Origin of the sequence: Achromobacter veterisilvae (assembly GCF_037619525.1) — a bacterium.
GTDB classification, from domain to species: Bacteria; Pseudomonadota; Gammaproteobacteria; order Burkholderiales; family Burkholderiaceae_B; genus Achromobacter; species Achromobacter veterisilvae.
In genome coordinates this window covers 4,496,536-4,513,945 of the sequence record NZ_CP148753.1, presented here as the reverse complement: position 1 = coordinate 4,513,945, position 17,410 = coordinate 4,496,536, and the positions used below count along the sequence as shown (strand labels likewise).

The 17,410-nt window shown below is 69.6% G+C and carries 14 protein-coding genes; 12 read left to right on the top strand and 2 right to left on the bottom strand.

What is annotated here, in order from left to right:
* The first annotated feature begins 22 nt into the window (after nucleotides 1-22).
* The 4 genes from WHX56_RS20870 (at nucleotide 23) to WHX56_RS20855 (ending at nucleotide 6,944) form a co-directional block, all read left to right on the top strand.
* Entirely contained in the window at nucleotides 23-1,846 is a 1,824-nt protein-coding gene (locus WHX56_RS20870; protein ID WP_422393613.1) for an acyl-CoA dehydrogenase family protein, read from the top strand.
* 47 nt (nucleotides 1,847-1,893) lie between these two features.
* Complete coding sequence (locus WHX56_RS20865; protein WP_338878852.1) at nucleotides 1,894-3,021, top strand: DNA repair exonuclease; 1,128 nt, start codon at nucleotides 1,894-1,896, stop codon at nucleotides 3,019-3,021.
* Nucleotides 3,018-5,642, top strand: a complete 2,625-nt coding sequence (locus WHX56_RS20860) for an AAA family ATPase (RefSeq protein WP_338878851.1) — start codon at nucleotides 3,018-3,020, stop codon at nucleotides 5,640-5,642. The genes WHX56_RS20865 and WHX56_RS20860 overlap by 4 nt, the downstream gene beginning before the upstream one ends.
* A 393-nt stretch (nucleotides 5,643-6,035) precedes the next feature.
* Nucleotides 6,036-6,944: a DMT family transporter gene (locus WHX56_RS20855; protein WP_338878850.1), complete on the top strand. Its 909-nt coding sequence runs from the start codon at nucleotides 6,036-6,038 to the stop codon at nucleotides 6,942-6,944.
* Here the strand turns inward: WHX56_RS20855 and WHX56_RS20850 are convergent.
* Both WHX56_RS20850 and WHX56_RS20845 read right to left on the bottom strand, forming a co-directional pair.
* Nucleotides 6,901-7,782 carry a hypothetical protein gene (locus WHX56_RS20850; protein ID WP_338878849.1) on the bottom strand — a complete coding sequence of 294 codons (882 nt, stop codon included), beginning with the start codon at nucleotides 7,780-7,782 and terminating at the stop codon, nucleotides 6,901-6,903. The two genes, WHX56_RS20855 and WHX56_RS20850, sit on opposite strands and share 44 nt — an antisense overlap.
* A gap of 406 nt (nucleotides 7,783-8,188) precedes the next feature.
* Nucleotides 8,189-9,175 carry a tripartite tricarboxylate transporter substrate binding protein BugE gene (locus WHX56_RS20845; RefSeq protein ID WP_338878848.1) on the bottom strand — a complete coding sequence of 329 codons (987 nt, stop codon included), beginning with the start codon at nucleotides 9,173-9,175 and terminating at the stop codon, nucleotides 8,189-8,191.
* Nucleotides 9,176-9,730: 555 nt separating this feature from the next.
* Between WHX56_RS20845 and WHX56_RS20840 the strand changes: the two genes are divergently transcribed.
* The 8 genes from WHX56_RS20840 (at nucleotide 9,731) to WHX56_RS20805 (ending at nucleotide 17,402) form a co-directional block, all read left to right on the top strand.
* Nucleotides 9,731-12,646 carry a monovalent cation/H+ antiporter subunit A gene (locus WHX56_RS20840; RefSeq protein WP_338878847.1) on the top strand — a complete coding sequence of 972 codons (2,916 nt, stop codon included), beginning with the start codon at nucleotides 9,731-9,733 and terminating at the stop codon, nucleotides 12,644-12,646.
* Entirely contained in the window at nucleotides 12,646-12,990 is a 345-nt protein-coding gene (locus WHX56_RS20835; RefSeq protein WP_062682538.1) for a Na+/H+ antiporter subunit C, read from the top strand. Before WHX56_RS20840 ends, WHX56_RS20835 begins: the two co-directional genes overlap by 1 nt.
* Entirely contained in the window at nucleotides 12,987-14,618 is a 1,632-nt protein-coding gene (locus WHX56_RS20830; RefSeq protein ID WP_129240726.1) for a monovalent cation/H+ antiporter subunit D, read from the top strand. Before WHX56_RS20835 ends, WHX56_RS20830 begins: the two co-directional genes overlap by 4 nt.
* Nucleotides 14,618-15,100: a Na+/H+ antiporter subunit E gene (locus WHX56_RS20825; protein WP_287752370.1), complete on the top strand. Its 483-nt coding sequence runs from the start codon at nucleotides 14,618-14,620 to the stop codon at nucleotides 15,098-15,100. The genes WHX56_RS20830 and WHX56_RS20825 overlap by 1 nt, the downstream gene beginning before the upstream one ends.
* Nucleotides 15,097-15,378 carry a K+/H+ antiporter subunit F gene (locus WHX56_RS20820; protein ID WP_129240728.1) on the top strand — a complete coding sequence of 94 codons (282 nt, stop codon included), beginning with the start codon at nucleotides 15,097-15,099 and terminating at the stop codon, nucleotides 15,376-15,378. Before WHX56_RS20825 ends, WHX56_RS20820 begins: the two co-directional genes overlap by 4 nt.
* The gene (gene mnhG, locus WHX56_RS20815; RefSeq protein ID WP_129240729.1) at nucleotides 15,375-15,716 is read left to right on the top strand and encodes a monovalent cation/H(+) antiporter subunit G; all 342 of its coding nucleotides are present in this window, start codon (nucleotides 15,375-15,377) and stop codon (nucleotides 15,714-15,716) included. The genes WHX56_RS20820 and mnhG overlap by 4 nt, the downstream gene beginning before the upstream one ends.
* Nucleotides 15,717-15,964: 248 nt before the next feature.
* Nucleotides 15,965-16,447 carry a hypothetical protein gene (locus tag WHX56_RS20810; protein WP_287752368.1) on the top strand — a complete coding sequence of 161 codons (483 nt, stop codon included), beginning with the start codon at nucleotides 15,965-15,967 and terminating at the stop codon, nucleotides 16,445-16,447.
* 106 nt (nucleotides 16,448-16,553) lie between these two features.
* On the top strand, nucleotides 16,554-17,402 hold the full coding sequence (locus WHX56_RS20805; RefSeq protein WP_129240731.1) for an HAD family hydrolase: 849 nt from the start codon (nucleotides 16,554-16,556) through the stop codon (nucleotides 17,400-17,402).
* Nucleotides 17,403-17,410: the final 8 nt, after the last annotated feature.

Here is a 17,410-nt window from a genome sequence, read left to right as displayed (position 1 = left end):
TGCCCGCGCCGCGTCCGGCGCGATGCCGAACCTCGACCTTCAGGAGCTGTCCGTGTCATTCCAAGCCAAATATGACGAGTATGTCCGCCCGCGTCCGCAGCGGTCTTCCCAGAGTTCCCACCACCTTGCGCCCGACTGCGCCGGCCTGGATTTCTTCGCGCTGGACCGGGGCTTGCAGGACCTGCTCAGGCTCTATCTGCCGGCCGCCGCGCACGCCACGCTGTTGCCCCAGTTCGAACGCATGGGGCAATTGGCCGGGGGGCGCCTCAATACGCTGGCCACCGTGGCGGACAAGTTTCCGCCCGTGCTGCATGCGCGTACCCGCTGGGGCGAAGACGAAGATTGGATCGAATATCACCCCGCCTACCAGGAGATGGAGCACATCGCCTTCGGCGACTTCCAGTTCCATGCCATGAGCCATCGGGCCGGGGTCCTGGGCTGCGCGGCGCCGCTGCCGCCGGCGGCGAAGTATGCGCTGCAGTACCTGTTCGTCCAGGCCGAGTTCGGCCAGATGTGCCCCATCAGCGTGTCGGACACGTCCATCCACCTGATCCGGAAGTTCGGCAGCCCGGCCCTGCGGGAAAAGCTGCTGCCGCGCATGCTGTCGAACGATCCGGCCACGCTCTGGAAGGGAACGCAGTTCATGACGGAGAAGACGGGCGGCTCGGACGTCGGCGCCCTGGAGACCGTCGCGCGCCAGGTCGGCGGGCAATGGCGTCTGCATGGAGAGAAGTGGTTCTGCTCCCATACGGATGCGGATGTCGCCTTGCTGCTGGCCCGCCCGGAAGGCGCGCCGCAGGGTACGCGTGGGCTGGCATTGTTTGCGATGCCCCGCCGCCTGGACGACGGCAGTCGTAACGCCTATCGCATCGTGCGGCTGAAAGACAAGCTGGGCACTCGTTCAATGGCCAGCGGAGAAATCCGCCTGGAAGGGGCGCTGGCGTATCTGGTCGGGGAGGTGGACAAAGGTCTGAAGCACATGATGGAGCAGGTCAACCTGTCGCGCCTGTCGCATGGCGTGCGGGCGGCGGCAATGATGCGTCGTTGCCTGAACGACTCCATGTTGGCCGCGCGTCACCGCCGAGCGTTCGGGCGCGACCTCATCGGCTATCCGCTGCTGCGTCGGCAGTTGCTCAAGCTGTTGACGCCGACGGAAGCGGCATTGTCCATGGTCATGGCGGCGGCGGAAGTCATGGGGCGTGCCCATGAAGGCGATGTGGCCGCCGCGCGGGTGCTGCGTCTGCTGACGCCGCTGCTGAAGCTGCGGACCTGCCGGGACAATATCGCCGTCGCGACGGGCGCGATGGAGATACGCGGAGGGAATGGGTACATCGAGGACTTCGTCAATGCCCGCCTGGTGCGCGACGCGCATATCGGCGTGTTGTGGGAAGGCACCAGCAATATCAATGCGCTGGACGCGATCCAGCGGGCCGTGCGCAAGGACAGCGCGCACGAAGCGCTGTCGGCCCTGCTGGAAAACAGGCTAGAGCAGGCGACGGCGTTGCCGGCGGCGTGGCGCGCAACCTTGCGTGATTGCGTTCGCCGCGCGATCGGCCTGGCGCAGGCTGTTGGGACGCAGGAGCGGCTTGAGGCTGAGGTGCGCCGCGCGGCGTCGGCACTCTACTACGTGTCGGCCGCCGTGTTCATGGCTTGGGAGGGCTGCCAGCCAGGCGTGGACGCCAGGCGCTTGTTGCTTGCCGACGCCCTGCTGCGCCACCGCCTGCTTGCTTCGGACCCCTTGCGCGCTGCTGGCGAGGAAGGCGAAACGCAAGGTGACAAGCTGTTGCTGGAAGAGGGGCCCTTGACGCTTGCCCAGGTACTGCCTTTGCTGACCTCGGCGTCCTGAGCGCGTCCGGTGCGGGGAAGGGGCATCTTCCTCTTACAATCCCGCGCATGACCCATTTCCTGCACACCGCCGACTGGCAGATCGGCCGACAGTACGGCCAGTTCGAAACCGATGACGCCGCCATGCTGGCCGAGGCGCGCTTCGACGTCGTGGCGCGCATCGCGGCGCTGGCCGCCGAGCGCGGCGTGGACGCCGTGCTGGTCGCGGGCGACGTGTTCGACACGCAGGGCGTGTCCGACCGCACGATCCGCCGGCTGTTCGCCGCCATGGCCGCCTATGCCGGGCCGTGGGTCATGATCGCCGGCAACCACGACGCGGCGCTTGCCGACAGCGTCTGGAGCCGCGCGATGCAACTGGGCTGCATCCCCGCCAACGTCCACGTGCCGCTCGCCACGGGCGTGGTGGACCTGGCGGCCATCAACCTTGCCGTCCTGGCCGCGCCCCTGACGCAGCGCCATACCTACGACGACGCGACCCAGGCCTTCGACGCCCTGGACACCGAACCCGGCCGCATCCGCGTCGGCCTGGCGCACGGCAGCGTGGCGGGGCGGCTGCCGGACAATATCGACGCCACCAATCCCATCGCGCCGGACCGCGCGGCGCGCGCCCGCCTGGACTACCTGGCGCTGGGCGATTGGCACGGCTGCCTCTCCATCGACGAACGCACCTGGTACGCCGGCACGCCCGAGCAGGACCGCTTCCGCGGCAACGAACCCGGCTACGTGCTGGACGTGCGCATCGACGCGCCCGGCGCCGTGCCGGCGGTGGAACGGCTGGCCACGGGCAAGTACCGCTGGTCGGCCTGGTCGGAAACGCTGAGCCTGCCCACCGATGCGCAGGCGCTGGCCGAGCGCATGGCCGCCTTGCGCGCGGAAGACGTGCTGCGGCTGGACGTGCAGGGGCACGTCAACATGGAAACCTGGGACGCGCTGCAGCAGGCCGTGGACCGGGCCGCCGCGCAGGTGCGCGCCTTGCTGCCCGACCTGTCGGGCCTGAAGCTGGAGCCGGACGACGCGGACCTGGCCGAACTGCGCGCCAGCGGCTACGTGGGCGAAGTGGCGGCGCAATTGCAGGCGCTGCAGGCGGACGCCGCGCAGTCCGCGGTCGCGGGCGAGGCCTTGCGGCTGCTGCTGCGGTTCCAGCGCGAAAGTGCCATGCCGGGAGGCGCGAAATGAAGCTCTCGCGCATCGCCCTGGAAGAATTCCGCAAGTTCCGCCAGCCCCTGGTGCTGGACGGCCTGCAAGACGGCCTGAACCTGTTCGTGGGGCCGAACGAAGCCGGCAAGAGCACGGTGGCCATGGCCATCCGCTCCGCTTTCCTGGAGCGCTACAGCACCAGCAAGGTGGCCGACCTGGCGCCCCGCGGCGAATCAGGCGCGCGTCCCAGCGTCGAACTGGCGTTCACGCACGCCGGCCACAGCTATGTGCTGAAAAAACAGTTCCTGTCCCGCGCCCGCTGCGAACTGCTGATCGACGACGGCGCGCGGCGGCTGGACGGCGAGGAAGCCGAGAACGCGCTGGCCGCGCTGCTGGGCTTCGAACTGGCCGCGCGCGGCCAGAGCAAGCCCGACCTCGCGGGCATTCCCGGGCTGCTGTGGATCCAGCAGGGAGACGGCCAGAATCTGCAGGAATCGGCGGGATACGCGGGCGCGCATCTGCGCGACGCCTTGACGCAGCTCTCGGGCGAATTGGCCGCCGGCGACGGCGACCGCCTGTACGAGCGCGTGGCCGCCGAGCGCGGCGCGCTGCTGGATGCGCGCAACGGCCGCCCCAAGGGCGTCTACAAAGAGGCCGAGGACGCGCTGGCGCGCGCCGTGGCGGAACGCGACGAGTGCGCGCAGGCCATGGCCCAGTTGAACGCCGACGTGGACCGCCTGGCCGAACTGCGCCACGCGCACCAGCGCGCCCAGGCGGACGAACCCTGGAAGGACTTCGAGGCCAAGGCCGCCGAGGCGAGGTCGCGGCTGGCCGCCGTGGCCAAGGAGCGCGAAGCGTTCGAGGGCCTGCGCCGCGAACAGGCGCAGGCCGCCCAGACCCTGGCCCTGTTGCAGGACCAGGTCCGGCGCGACCAGCAGGACGAGGCCGAACTCCAGGCGCTGGCCGAAGAGGCCCGCGCCGCCCGCGCCCGCGCCGAGGCGTCGCGCGAACCCCTGGCGCGCGCGCAACAGCAGCGCCAGGCCCATGCCGATGCCGTGGACGCCGCGCGCCGGCGCGTCGCGTCCGTGCAGGCCGTGGCGGACCGGCTCGACCTGCAACGTCAACTGGCCCAGCTCGACCCCGAGATCGAACGCCTGGACCACGCGCTGAAGGAGGCCGCCGCGCTGATCGAACAAGGATCGGCGCTGAAGGCGGAGAGCGTGCGCACGGAGATGTCCGACGCCGATATCGACGCCTTGCGCAAGGCCGACCGCGAGGTGGCCAATTTGCAGTTGCAGCAGCAGGCCATCGCCACGCGCCTGTCCTACCGGCTGGAGGCCGGGCGCGAAGCGCGCCTGGACGGCCGGCCGCTAGCCGGCGCCGGCGACGTCCTGCTGACGGCGGCGGCGGAACTGGACCTGCCTGGCGTCGGCCGTTTCCGTATCGAGCCGGGCGGCAAGGACCTGCCCGCCTTGCAGCGCGAGCTGGGCGAGGCCCAGGCGGCCTGCGCCGCCTTGCTCAAGCGCGTGGGGGGCGAGACGCTGGCCGAGGCCGAGCAGCGCCATGCCCGCCACGGCGCGCTGCTGCGCGAGCTGGACGGCATGCGCAAGACGCTGGGCATCCATGCGCCCAGGGGCGTGGACGCGTTGCGCAGCCAGCGCGACGAGGCGCTGGCGCGCCGCGCCCAACTGGAGGAACGCCTGTCCAGGCTGCCCGCCGCGGACGAGACGGCCAGCGTCGACCTGCCGGCGGCGGTCCAGGCGCTGCGCGAGGCCGAGGCCGTCGCGGCCCAGGCCGAGAAAACGCTGGCGGCCGCGCAGCGCGCCCTGGACGCCGACGGCGCCCGCGCCCACCTGCTCGAAGGCCAGGCCGCCGCCCGCGGCGCCGATCTGCAATCGCCCGAACGCGCCGCGCAGCGCCAGTCCCGCGCCGGCAGGCTCGCCGAGGCGCGCAGCGGCCACGACGAACTCGAGCGCCGCGTGCGCGAAGCGCAGGCCGCGCTGGCCGGGCATCGGCCCGAACTGGCGGAACAGGATGTCCTGCGCTACGAGAAGTCCGCCGCCATCGAGCGCGACGCGCAGCACAAGCGCCACGGCGACATCCTGCAACTGCAAGGCAAGCTGGACCAGGCGGGCGCGCAGGGCCTGGGCGAACGCCTGTCCGAGGCCGCCGCGGCCTGCGAACGCCTGGAACGGCGGCGCGGCGAACTGGCCCGCCGCGCCGCGGCCCTGGACCTGCTGCTGAAACTGCTTACCGACCAGCGCGCCGCCGCCACCCAGCGGCTGCAGGCGCCGCTGGCGCGCCGCCTGAACCATTACCTGGCGCTGCTGTTTCCCGAGGCCGAGCTGCGGCTGGACGACGCCTTGCTGCCCGCGGCGCTGCGCCGCGGCGGCGGCGAAGACGCGCTGGCCGCGCTCAGCTTCGGCACGCGCGAGCAGCTTGGCATCCTGGCGCGCTTCGCCTATGCGGACCTGCTGCGCGAAGCCGGGCGGCCGACGCTGCTGCTGCTCGACGACGCGCTGGTCCACACGGACGACGCGCGGCGCGACTTCATGAAGCGCGCGCTGTTCGACGCCGCGACCCGGCACCAGATCCTGATGTTCACCTGCCACGGCGAAGCGTGGCGCGACATGGGGGTGGAGCAGCGGCGGATCGCTTGACGGCGTTTCCCGCTGCCGGTAGCCTACGCGCATGCCTGACTTCACGCGCCTCCTCGGCTTCGCTCCCGCTGCTTCGGCAGCCGGCGGCCGCGCGCGCGCGATGTCACGGCGTTCCGCGGTTTCTCCCGGTTTTTCTCCTGTCGTCTCCACGGTGGTATCGCCGCCCGTCTCGCCGCCTTGCGGCGTGGTGGCGGGCGCATGCCCGCCGTCCGCGGCCGTCGTCGGCTGACGCCGTCCGCACCCGACTCCAGCCCCTCCCAAGCCTGCCCGCCGATGCCCGGCTCGCGTTGACGCGCGCCGTGTCCGCCGCGCGCCGGCTTGCGCCCTGACGCGGCCGATCGCCGCGCCCGGGCAGGGGCGGAGCCTGTTATGACTTCGACAGGTAGAAACCTCATGTCTTTCGATAGATCCGCGTGGACCTCCCATGGCTCCACCGCCTTGTTCGTGCTGCTGTGGAGCGGCGGCGCGATTTTCGCCAAATGGGGGCTGTTCCATGCCTCCGCCTTCGCGTTCCTGCTGCTGCGCTTCATCCTGGCCCTGGCCGCGCTGCTGCTGATCTGCGCGCGACGGCGGCGCTGGCTGCCCGAGCCGGGCACGCGCGCCACCGTCGCGGCGACGGGCCTGCTGCTGATCGGCGGCTATTCCATCTGCTACCTGCTTGCGCTGGACCATGGCATTACGCCGGGCGTGCTGGCGACGCTGCTGGGCGCGCAGCCCATCCTGACGCTGGCCCTGCTGGAACGGCGCTACTCGCGGGCGCGCCTGGCCGGACTGTTCCTGGCGTTCTGCGGCCTGGCGATGGTGATGGTCCAGAGCATCGGCATGGCGCGCTTTTCGGTCGCCGGCATGGCGTATGCGTTCGCCGCGCTGGCGTGCATGACGCTGGGTGCGATCCTGCAGAAGCGGGTGCGCCAGGCGCCGATGGACGTGATGCCCTTGCAGTACGCGGTCAGCCTGGCGCTGTGCCTGCTGTTCGCGCCGTTCCAGCCCATTCGCGTGGAATGGGTGGCGGGCTTCGTCCTGCCGCTGCTGTGGATGGGGCTGGTGATTTCGGTGGGCGCGACCCTGCTGTTCTACCGCATGATCCAGGCCGGCAATCTGGTCAACGTCACCAGCCTGTTCTACCTGGTGCCGGCCGGCACGGCGGTGCTGGACTACCTGATCCTGGGCAATCGCCTGTCCGCGCTGAGCGTGGCCGGGATGGGGGCGATCCTGCTGGGCCTGATGCTGGTGCTGCGCAACCCGGCGCGGGACGCCGCTAGTTCGGCGATCCCGGCTCCGGGTCCGTCCAATACCCGCTGACCAGTTGTTCCGGGCGGGCCTGCGCCACGACCCGGGCGCAGGCCGACCAGGCGTCCAGGCGGACGCTCAGGCCGGCGTAGATGCCGTGCCCCGCGCCGGCTTCGATGAGGCCGGCGGCCTGCACGCCTTCGCCGGCCCGGATCGCGCCTTCGGCGCGGATGTCCTCGCCCGCGATCAGCCCCCAGCCGGAGGCCAGGTGATCGCCGCAGAGGATGGAGCCGCCGGCCTGGATGCCGCAGGCCGCGTCGATTTCCTTTTCGGTGCGCACGTCGCCGCCGGCCTTGATGCCCTGGCCGCACTTGATCGCGCCTTGCGCCTGCACGTCCTGTCCGGCGTGCAGGTGGCCGGTCACGGCCAGGTCCTGGCCCGCGCAGATGTCCCATTTGGCGCGGACGTTGCCGCCGCAGTCCAGGCGGGTGGCGGTCTCGATGCCCCAGTCCGCGCTGATGTCCCCGCCGGCGCGCAGGTCGCCGCCGCTGGCGATGTTGCCGGCCGCGGCGATGTTCTCGCCCGCCATGATCGTCTCGCCCGCGCGGATGCCGCCGCCGGTCACGATGCTGCGTCCGGCGCGCACGACGGTGTCCACGTTGATCCCCATGCGCACTTCCAGGGTGCCCGCGAAAACGATGGCGTGGGCGTCGACCGCGTCCAGCTTGAGCACCGCGTCGGTGGGGCCGAACTGGTCCAGCAGCCAGCAGGCGTCGCTGACCCGTCCGTCGGCGACCAGGGCATCGAGCACGGCCTGGTAGTCCCCCTGGCCGTTGTGGTCGCGGATGAACCATTTGTAGCCGCCCGCGCAGGGGTTCTTGGCTTTGACGAAATTCTTGGTGAGTTGCATGGCGCTTGGAAAGAGTCGGTGCGTGGCCTGGCCGCAGGCCATCCGGAGGCATGCGGAAACGGGACGAGGCGCGGCGCCCGGCCACGCGGCGGGGCGTCCGCCGGCCGGCGGCGAGCTGCGCGAAGCGCGGATGTGCGCAGGCAGCCGGCGGCGGGCCGGGATGAGGCTCAGAGAGGGAAGAGCCGGGCGATTAGCCGGGCTTGGAACGCGCGTAGGCGGAACGCGCGGCGACTTCCTGCGAGCTCAACAGGGTTGAGCGCAGGGCGCAGATGGCGCATGCGGCGCAGGGGAGGGGGGAAAATTGGGATCGCACGGTCGCACATGCTACCAGCCGGGCGATTACAGTCAAGCGCCGGCCCCCGGGGCGGGCCCCGCGGCAGGGGCCGGCCGCCGGGGGCGCGGGGGGTCAGTTCGTCGACTGGATGTTGCGTTCCTTGGCGATGCGCTGGCGCAGTTCGAGTTCGCGCTTGATCTGGGCGGCGTACTCGGCCGGCGTATTGCCGTCCACCAGCGAGCCGCCGTCGGCCAGGCGCTGCACGGTCTTCGGATCCTGGAGCGCCTTGACGGCGGCGTCATGGACGCGGTCGATCACCGCCTGCGGCGTGCCGGCGGGCGCGACCAGGCCGTACCAGGCCATGTTGTTCATATCGGGCAGGCCGCCTTCGACGAAGGTCGGCACGTCCGGCAGCGCCGGCAGGCGCTTGGGGGCGGCCACGGCCAGGGCGCGCAGCTTGCCGGCCTGGATGTGGGGCATGGACGAAGGCAGGTTGTCGAACTGGGCGTTGACCTGGCCCGCGATCACGTCGTTGAGCGCCGGGCCCGAGCCGCGGTAGGGCACGTGCACCATGTCGGTCTGGGTCAGCGACTTGAAGAGTTCGCCGTCCAGGTGGCCGATGCCGCCCGAGCCCGAGGAGGCGTACGCGTACTTGCCGGGATTGGCCTTCAGCAAGGCGATGAATTCGGTCAGCGTTTTGGCGGGCACGGCGGGATTCACCGTCAGCACGTTCGGCACGTTCACCATATTGGTGATGGGGGCGAAGTCCTTCAGCGGATCGTACGGGTTCTTGGGGTTGGTGGCCGGGTTGGTGGCCATGGTGCTGACGGTGGCCACGCCCAGGGTGTAGCCGTCGGGGGCGGAGCGCACCAGGGCGTCGGCGCCGATGGAGCCGCCGCCGCCGCCGCGGTTTTCGACGACGACGGGCTGGCCGAGTTCGCGGCCCAGGCCTTCGGAGACGATGCGGGCGACGATATCGGTGGTGCCGCCGGCGGCGAAGGGGACGATCAGGCGGATGGGCTTGTTGGGGTAGGGGTCGGCGGCATGCGCGCCGGTACTAAAGCAGACGCCTGCGATTGCGGCGGCCAGGACGGCCTTTGCTTGGGACAGCACGGTCAAGAGTCTTCTCCATATTATTGAATTTTCCGACCCGGCCGGCTTCTGCGGCCGGCGTCGGTGAGGCGCGCCTGGCCCGGATGCGGGCCCGACCGACGCTTCGTGGGCGCCATTCCACACAGGAAACTCCCCTCGGTCAACCCGGATCGACCCTGAACGGACCGGGTTGTTTTGCGTTGACGCAATGTTGCGCGAAATAGCCGGCAATAGCGGAAAAAACCCAATGCTGACAAAGAGATGAATCGGTGCCGAAACTTGCCGATTGCGCAATCATTGCGCATCGAACGTGTCGTCATCACCCCCGTTCACACATAAATTTCTGCATAACTTACAAGAATCTGATATTTTTCGGATGAGATTCTTGGCCGGTCTTGCAAGAAAGCTATTGCGTTTGTTTCTGTCTGCGCCGTTCAATGGCGTTGGTTGATATCCCCGCGGGGCAACGTGTAGTGCAGCGACGCACCGGGCCAGGGTTCCGTCCGTTTTTCAATCCCCGGTCTGTTTCGTCTTTCGCTGCCTTGCGCTGGCGGGAGGGGGCCCGGACATTCTCGGAACGCCATGTCGCTGATCCTGATCCTCGCTCTGCCGTTCGCCGGCAGCCTGTGCGCCGCGCTGCTGCCTTCCAACGCCCGCAATGCCGAGGCCTGGTTGGCGGGCCTTATCGCCCTGGCCTGTGTGGTTCTGGTCGCCGGCCTGTATCCGGACGTCGCCAACGGCGGCGTGGTGCGGGTCGACATCCCGTGGGCGCCCGCCTTGGGCCTGCAGTTCACCCTGCGGATGGACGGCTACGCCTGGCTGTTCGCGCTGATCGTCTCGGGCATGGGCGCGCTGGTGGTGCTGTACGCGCGCTACTACATGTCGCCGGAAGATCCGGTGCCGCGCTTTTTCTCCTTTTTCCAGGCCTTCATGGCCGCCATGCTCGGCGTCGTGCTGTCGGGCAACCTGATCCAACTGGTCATGTTCTGGGAAATGACCAGCCTGGCGTCCTTCATGCTGATCGCCTACTGGCACCACCGCCTGGACGCCCGGCGCGGCGCGCGCATGGCGCTGACCGTCACGGGCGGGGGCGGGCTGTGCCTGCTGGCCGGCGTGCTGATCCTGGGCCACATCGTCGGCAGCTACGACATGGACCGCGTGCTGGCCGCCGGCGACCTGGTCCGCGCCGACCCCTGGTATCCGGCCGTGCTGATCCTGGTGGCGCTGGGCGCGCTGACCAAGAGCGCCCAGTTCCCGTTCCATTTCTGGCTGCCCAACGCCATGGCCGCGCCCACCCCGGTGTCCGCCTACCTGCATTCGGCGACCATGGTGAAGGCGGGCGTGTTCCTGCTGGCGCGGTTCTGGCCGGTGCTGTCGGGCACCGACGAATGGTTCTGGATCATCGGCGGGGCGGGGCTGGTCACGCTGGTGCTGGGCGCCTACGCCGCCATCTTCCAGCAGGACATGAAAGGGGTGCTGGCCTATTCCACCATCAGCCACCTCGGGCTGATCACGCTGCTGCTGGGGCTGAACAGCACGCTGGCGCTGGTGGCGGCCATCTTCCACATGATCAACCACGCCACCTTCAAGGCTTCGCTCTTCATGGCCGCGGGCGTGGTCGACCACGAAACCGGCACGCGCGACCTCAGCCGGCTGTCCGGCCTGTACAAGGCCATGCCCATCACCGCCACGCTGGCCATGGTGGCGGCGGCGTCGATGGCCGGCGTGCCGCTGCTCAACGGCTTCCTGTCCAAGGAAATGTTCTTCGCCGAGACCACCTTCGTCAGCGGCGACAGCATCACCCAGGTCGGCCTGCCGCTCCTGGCCACCATCGCGGGGGCGTTCAGCGTGGCGTATTCGCTGCGTTTCATCCTCCAGGTGTTCTTCGGCCCGCCGGCCACCGACCTGCCGCGCGCGCCGCACGAGCCGCCCCGGTGGATGCTGTTCCCGAGCGCGCTGCTGGTGTTCATGTGCCTGCTGGTGGGCGTGCTGCCGGGGCTGACCGTGGGCCCGTTCCTGGCCTCCGCGGCCCAGAGCATCCTGGGCGAGGACATGCCCGAGTACAGCCTGGCCGTCTGGCACGGCGTGAACCTGCCGCTGGTCATGAGCCTGGTCGCCACCACGGCCGGCGTGCTGCTGTACCTGGCCCTGCGCGCGCACCAGCGCGCCAACCCCGGCCGCGTGCCCTTCATCTATCGGCTGGACGGCCGCCGCACGTTCGAGGCGCTGCTGGACGGCTCCAGCGTGGTCGCCGCCTGGCTGCTGCGCTGGCTGGCGTCCTCGCGCCTGCAGGTGCAGATGCTGCTGATCGTGCTGGGCACCCTGTTCGTCGCCTGGCTGCCGCTGCGCGCGGGTGGCTGGCTGGACGGGGCGGGCCACCTGACCCCGGTGGACCCGGCGTTCGCGCTGCTGTGGCTGGTGGGCGGGGTCTGCGCCGTGGCCTCGGCCTACCAGGCCAAGTACCACCGCCTGGCGTCGCTGGCCCTGGCCGGGGGCGCGGGGCTGATCACTTGCCTGACCTTCGTCTGGTTCTCGGCGCCCGACCTGGCGCTGACCCAGTTGTCCGTCGAGGTCGTGACCCTGGTGCTGCTGTTGCTGGGCCTGCGCTGGCTGCCCCGGCGGATCGCGCAGGACGACGATGAAAGCCTGGGGGCCACGCTGCGCGCCCGCGGCCGCCGCCTGCGCGACCTGCTGATGGCCGTGGCGGCGGGCGCCGGCATGTCGGCGCTGGCCTACGCGGTGCTGACGCGTCCGCAGGGCGAGACGATTTCCTCCTATTTCGTGGACCGCGCGCTGCCCGACGGCGGCGGCACCAACGTGGTGAACGTCATCCTGGTCGACTTCCGCGGCTTCGATACCTTCGGCGAGATCACGGTGCTGGGCATCGTGGCGCTGACGGTCTACGCGCTGCTGCGCCGCTTCCGTCCCGCCGCCGAAAGCGCGGACCTGCCGCGCCAGCAGATCGACCAGGACGGCGGCGTGCCCGCCGCGCCGGACATCAAGTCCCTGGTGCCCTCGGGCTCGATGATGGTGCCCACGGTCCTGGTGCGCCTGCTGCTGCCCACGGCCGCGCTGATCTCGGTGTATTTCCTGCTGCGCGGGCACAACGAACCCGGCGGCGGATTCGTCGGCGGGCTGATATTCGCCACCGCCGTCATCCTGCAATACATGGTCGGCGGCGTGTACTGGGTCGAATCGCGCAGCCGGCTCAACCCGCAGAATTGGATCGGCATCGGCCTGCTGTTCGCGGGCTCCGCCGCGATGGCCGCCTGGCTGGCCTACAAGCCGTTCCTGGCCGCGCTGTCCTGGGACATCGCGCTGCCGCTGATCGGCCACGTGCACCTGTCCAGCGTGCTGCTGTTCGACCTGGGCGTGTACATGCTGGTCGTGGGGTCCACCGTGCTGGTGCTGGTGGCGCTGGCCCACCAATCGCTGCGCGCGCAACGCAAGGCAGCCGCCGAGATCCAGGCGGCGGCCGCTCAAACAGGGGAAGCCTGATGGAATTGATCTACGCCGTCGCGATCGGCGTCTTGGCGGGCTCGGGCGTGTGGCTGCTTCTGCGGCCGCGGACGTTCCAGTTCATCATGGGCCTGTCGCTCGTTTCCTACGCGGTGAACCTGTTCATCTTCGGCATGGGCCGGCTCACCTCGGGCCGCCCGCCGGTGGTGGATCCGGCCGCGGCCCACGATCCCTCCTGGTACGCGGATCCGCTGCCGCAGGCGCTGGTGCTGACGGCCATCGTGATCGGCTTCGCCACCACCGCGCTGTTCCTGGTTGTGCTGCTGGCCTCGCGCGGCCTCACGGGTACCGACCACGTTGATGGACGGGAGTCCCAATTTTGAGTTTCTGGCTGCAGCATCTTCCTATATTGCCCATCGTCACCCCGCTGCTGGCGGGCGCGGCGATGCTCCTGCTGGCCGACACCAGCCGCTATGCGCGCGGCGCGGTCGCGCTCGTGTCCATCCTGGCCCAACTGGCCGCCGCCATTGCCCTGCTGGCGGTCGCCGGCGGCGCCGTGCCGGGCGTCTGGCCCGACGGGGTAGGGGTCTATCTGGTGGGCGACTGGCCCGCGCCCTTCGGCATCGTGCTGGTGGTGGACCGGCTTGCCGCCGTGATGCTGACGCTGACCGCGGTGCTGGGCCTGGCCTCGCTGGTGTACTCGCTGGCCCGCTGGGACCGCGCGGGCGTGCATTTCCATTCCCTGTTCCAGTTCCTGCTGATGGGGCTGAACGGCGCCTTCCTCACCGGGGACCTGTTCAACCTGTTCGTGTTCTTCGAGGTGCTGCTGGCCGCCTCCTACGGCCTGCTGCTGCACGGTTCCGGCGTGGCGCGCGTCAGCGCGGGCCTGCAATACATCGCGGTGAACCTGGCGGCCTCGTTCCTGCTGCTGATCAGCATCGCGCTGATCTACGGCGTCACGGGCACGCTCAATCTGGCGGACCTGGCGCAGCGCGCGGGCAACCTGGCTGGCGCCGACCGCATGCTGTTCGAGGCGGGCGCGGCCATCCTGGGCGTGGCCTTCCTGGTGAAGGCGGGCGCCTGGCCCTTGAACTTCTGGCTGGTCAAGGGCTATGGCTCGGCCGGCGCGCCTGTCGCGGCCATGTTCTCGATCATGACCAAGGTGGGCATCTACGCGCTGCTGCGCATCGGCTCGCTGCTGCTGCCGTCGGGCGCGCCGGCGGCGTTCAGCCTGGACTGGATGTTCGCGGCCGGGCTGGCGACGCTGCTGTTCGGCGGCCTGGGCCTGCTGGCCACGCAGCAACTGGAAAAGATGGTCGGCTACTGCGTGATCGTGTCCGCCGGCACGCTGCTGACCGCCCTGGGCATGCCCGGCGTGACGCTGACCGGCCCGGCGCTGTTCTACCTGATCAGTTCGGTGCTGACCACGGGCGCGTTCTTTCTGCTGGCCGAACTGATCGAACGCACCCGCAGTTTCGGCGCCAACGTGCTGGCGGTGACCCTGGACGCCTTCGACCTGGACGACCCCGCCTCGGTCAACCGTTCCGACGACGTGGTGGGCGTGGCCATTCCCGCCGCCATGGCCTTCCTGGGGCTGGCCTTCATCTGTTGCGCGCTGCTGGTGACCGGCCTGCCGCCCCTGTCGGGTTTCGTCGCGAAGTTCTCGCTGCTGTCGGCCGCGGTGTCCGCCGCCAATGAATCGGCCCTGCCGATGGACGCCTGGATACTGGTGGCCGCCGTGCTCGTTTCCGGCCTGGCCGGCCTGATCGGCCTGGGCCGCACCGGCATCCGCGTGTTCTGGGCGAGCGACGACCGCAGCACGCCGCGCCTGCGCGTGATCGAGGCCGGCCCGGTGGCCGTGCTGCTGCTGCTGTGCGTGGGCTTGGCCGCCGGCGCCGGGCCGGTGTCGGCCTATCTCGACGACGCGGCCCGATCGCTCGACCAGCCCAAGTCCTACATCGAGGCCGTCATGTCCGCGCAGACGGTGCGCGGCCTCAAGGGGGGAAGCTGATGCGCCGCCTCTATTTCGCGTTCCTGCCGGTGTTCCTGTTCGTCCTGTGGCTGGTCCTGAACCAGAGCCTGTCCGCGGGCCAGATCGCGCTGGGCGCCGCGCTCGCGCTCTGGTTCACCTGGGCGGCGTCGCGCCTGCGCCCGCTGCATGCGCGCCCGCACCGGCTGTGGAAGGCCGTGCCGCTGTTCCTGCACGTCACGTGGGACATCATCAAGTCCAACATCGCCGTGGGCAGGCTGGTCCTGAACCCGCGGCCCAACGATTTTTCGCCCGGGTTCATCATGATCCCGCTGACCATGCGCGACCCGCACGGCCTGGCCATGCTGGCCTGCATCGTCACCTACACGCCCGGCACGGTCTGGGTGAACCTGACCGACGACCACCACCTGAAGCTGCACGTGCTGGACCTTCAGAACGAAGGCGACTGGATCAGGCTGGTGCAGGAACGCTACGAGCGTCCGCTGATGGAGATATTCGAATGAACACCGTACTTTACTGGGCCGCGTCCTTCGCCCTGGTCTGCTTCGCGCTGGGCATGGTGTGCGCCACCGTCCGCCTGCTGCGCGGGCCCACCGCCCAGGACCGCGTCCTGGCCCTGGACACGCTCTACATCAACGGCATGCTGACGATGCTGGCGTTCGGCATCCGTTCCGGCACGTCCGTGTATTTCGACATTGCGCTCCTGATCGCGCTGTTCGGTTTCGTCGGGTCCACCGCGATGGCCCGTTTCCTTTTGCGCGGCGAGGTGATCGAGCCATGATAGAAGCCCAGATCCCGTTGTGGGCAGGCATCCCGGCCAGCATCCTGCTGGTTTTCGGCGGCCTGCTGGCCCTGACCGGCTCGGCCGGCCTGCTGCGGTTCCGCACTTTCTACGCGCGCATCCATGCGCCCACGCTGGGCAACACCATGGGCTGCGGCTGCGTGCTGGGCGCGTCCATCCTGGTTTTCTCGGCGCTGTCGGCCCGCCCGGTGTTCCACGAGGTCGTCATCACCTTGCTGCTGATCGTGTCCTCGCCGGTCACCGCGATGCTGCTGATGCGCGCCGCGACCTACCGCAACCGCCTGGCCCCCGCCGATGCGGAAAGGGACGCACGTTAGTAGACGCGCGTTAGCGGACGCACGTTAGTAGACGCGCGTTAGCAGACGCGCGCCTCGGAAATGCCATGCTGCATTGCGATAATTGAAACGTAGGCTTACGATTTCACGTTGCTGGACACCTTAGCGGCTCGCTGTCGTGGGATAGTGGGCCATTGGCCTGCGCCCTTCGGGGCGGGCAGGCCTTGAGCGAGCGGAGGCGGCCTCCGGGCCGCGCCGCTCTGGTGCAATCGCTATTGAAGGAGCTGGCCATGAATACACGACCCATGCACACCAAACGCCTTGCGGCGACGCTTTGCGCGGCAGGCCTGATGCTGGCCGCGGGAGCGGTCCACGCGGCTGATGCGACCGGCCGCGGCACAGGCCAATCCCAGTACCAGCAGGACGTGGCGGCCTGCAAGAGCGGCGCCACCGGGCAGGATCAGGCCGCGTGCATACGCGAAGCCGGCGCGGCCCAACAGGAAGCCCGGCGCCAGAACCTGAAGGAAGGCAGCACCGACCAGTACCAGCAGAACATGATCGACCGCTGCAACCGCCTGCCGGCGGCCTCGCGCCAGGACTGCGTCACCCAGATGACCTCGCCCACCAACGTGCGCGGCAGCGTGCAGGGCGGCGGCGTCCTGCGCGAAACGGTGATCCAGGTGCCGGCGGATTCGGTTCCGCCCGCTTCCGGCGTCCCGGGCGCGGCTCCTCCGCCCGCCAGCGGCAGCATGAGCGCGCCCATTCGCCAGTAGGCCGGGGCAGAGGAGGGCCGGAACCGCGCGTTCCCGGCCTTCCGGGGCGCGGGCGCCGCCACATTCAGGCAAAATGGCGGCTGTCGCCCCTTTTTCACGCACATTCATGTCCGACGTCATCGCCCTGGTTTTCGATTTCGACGACACGCTGGCCTCGGACAGCACGTCCGGCTTCCTGGAGAGCATCGGGGTGGACACGGCGTCCTTCTGGAAGGACGAGGTCGACCCGCTGCTGTCGCAGCAGGACTGGGACCCCGTGCCCGCCTATCTGTACCAGATGATCCGGCTTTCCCAGGAGGGCGGGCACGGGCTCATCACGCAACAGCGCCTGAAAGACTGGGGCGCCCGCCTGGAACTGCACGACGGCGTGCCCACGCTGTTCCAGCGCCTGCGCGCCGCCGTCAGGGCCGAACAGCCGCAAGTGCAACTGGAGTTCTACCTGATTTCCAGCGGTATCGGCGACGTGGTCCGCTCCACGCCCATCGCGCATGAATTCACCGAAATCTGGGCGTCCGAATTCGTCTACGGCGCAGACGGCGGCATCGAGTTCCCGCGCCGCATCGTCAGCTTTACCGACAAGACGCGCTATCTGTTCCACATCCAGAAAGGCATCATCGGCCGCGACTTCCGCAACAAGCCCTTCGAGGTCAACCGCAAGGTCCCCGAAGACCGCCTGCGCGTGCCGTTCGACCAGATGGTGTTCGTCGGCGACGGCTACACGGACATTCCCTGCTTTTCGCTGATCCGCCGCGCCGGCGGCTACGCCTTCGGCGTCTGGGACCCGAAACACCGCGACAAGCGCAGCCGGGCGTGGGGCTTCATCGAAGAGGGCCGGGTGTCGAACCTGAACCAGGCCCGCTACGACGAACAGGCCGAACTCTACCAATGGCTGGAAGAGGCCGTGACCAGCCTGGCCGGCCGCATCGCATTGAAGTCCCGGGTGTACCGTGGTTGAGTCGGACG

What these genes read in the sequence shown, in the direction of transcription:
- WHX56_RS20835 (WP_062682538.1), top strand. Translation starts at nt 12,646, where the DNA reads ATGGAATTGATCTACGCCGTCGCGATCGGCGTCTTGGCGGGCTCGGGC.
- WHX56_RS20870 (WP_422393613.1), top strand. Translation starts at nt 23, where the DNA reads ATGCCGAACCTCGACCTTCAGGAGCTGTCCGTGTCATTCCAAGCCAAA.
- WHX56_RS20805 (WP_129240731.1), top strand. Translation starts at nt 16,554, where the DNA reads ATGTCCGACGTCATCGCCCTGGTTTTCGATTTCGACGACACGCTGGCC.
- WHX56_RS20865 (WP_338878852.1), top strand. Translation starts at nt 1,894, where the DNA reads ATGACCCATTTCCTGCACACCGCCGACTGGCAGATCGGCCGACAGTAC.
- WHX56_RS20850 (WP_338878849.1), bottom strand. Translation starts at nt 7,782, where the DNA reads ATGCAACTCACCAAGAATTTCGTCAAAGCCAAGAACCCCTGCGCGGGC.
- WHX56_RS20810 (WP_287752368.1), top strand. Translation starts at nt 15,965, where the DNA reads ATGAATACACGACCCATGCACACCAAACGCCTTGCGGCGACGCTTTGC.
- WHX56_RS20820 (WP_129240728.1), top strand. Translation starts at nt 15,097, where the DNA reads ATGAACACCGTACTTTACTGGGCCGCGTCCTTCGCCCTGGTCTGCTTC.
- WHX56_RS20825 (WP_287752370.1), top strand. Translation starts at nt 14,618, where the DNA reads ATGCGCCGCCTCTATTTCGCGTTCCTGCCGGTGTTCCTGTTCGTCCTG.
- WHX56_RS20855 (WP_338878850.1), top strand. Translation starts at nt 6,036, where the DNA reads ATGTCTTTCGATAGATCCGCGTGGACCTCCCATGGCTCCACCGCCTTG.
- WHX56_RS20840 (WP_338878847.1), top strand. Translation starts at nt 9,731, where the DNA reads ATGTCGCTGATCCTGATCCTCGCTCTGCCGTTCGCCGGCAGCCTGTGC.
- mnhG (WP_129240729.1), top strand. Translation starts at nt 15,375, where the DNA reads ATGATAGAAGCCCAGATCCCGTTGTGGGCAGGCATCCCGGCCAGCATC.
- WHX56_RS20860 (WP_338878851.1), top strand. Translation starts at nt 3,018, where the DNA reads ATGAAGCTCTCGCGCATCGCCCTGGAAGAATTCCGCAAGTTCCGCCAG.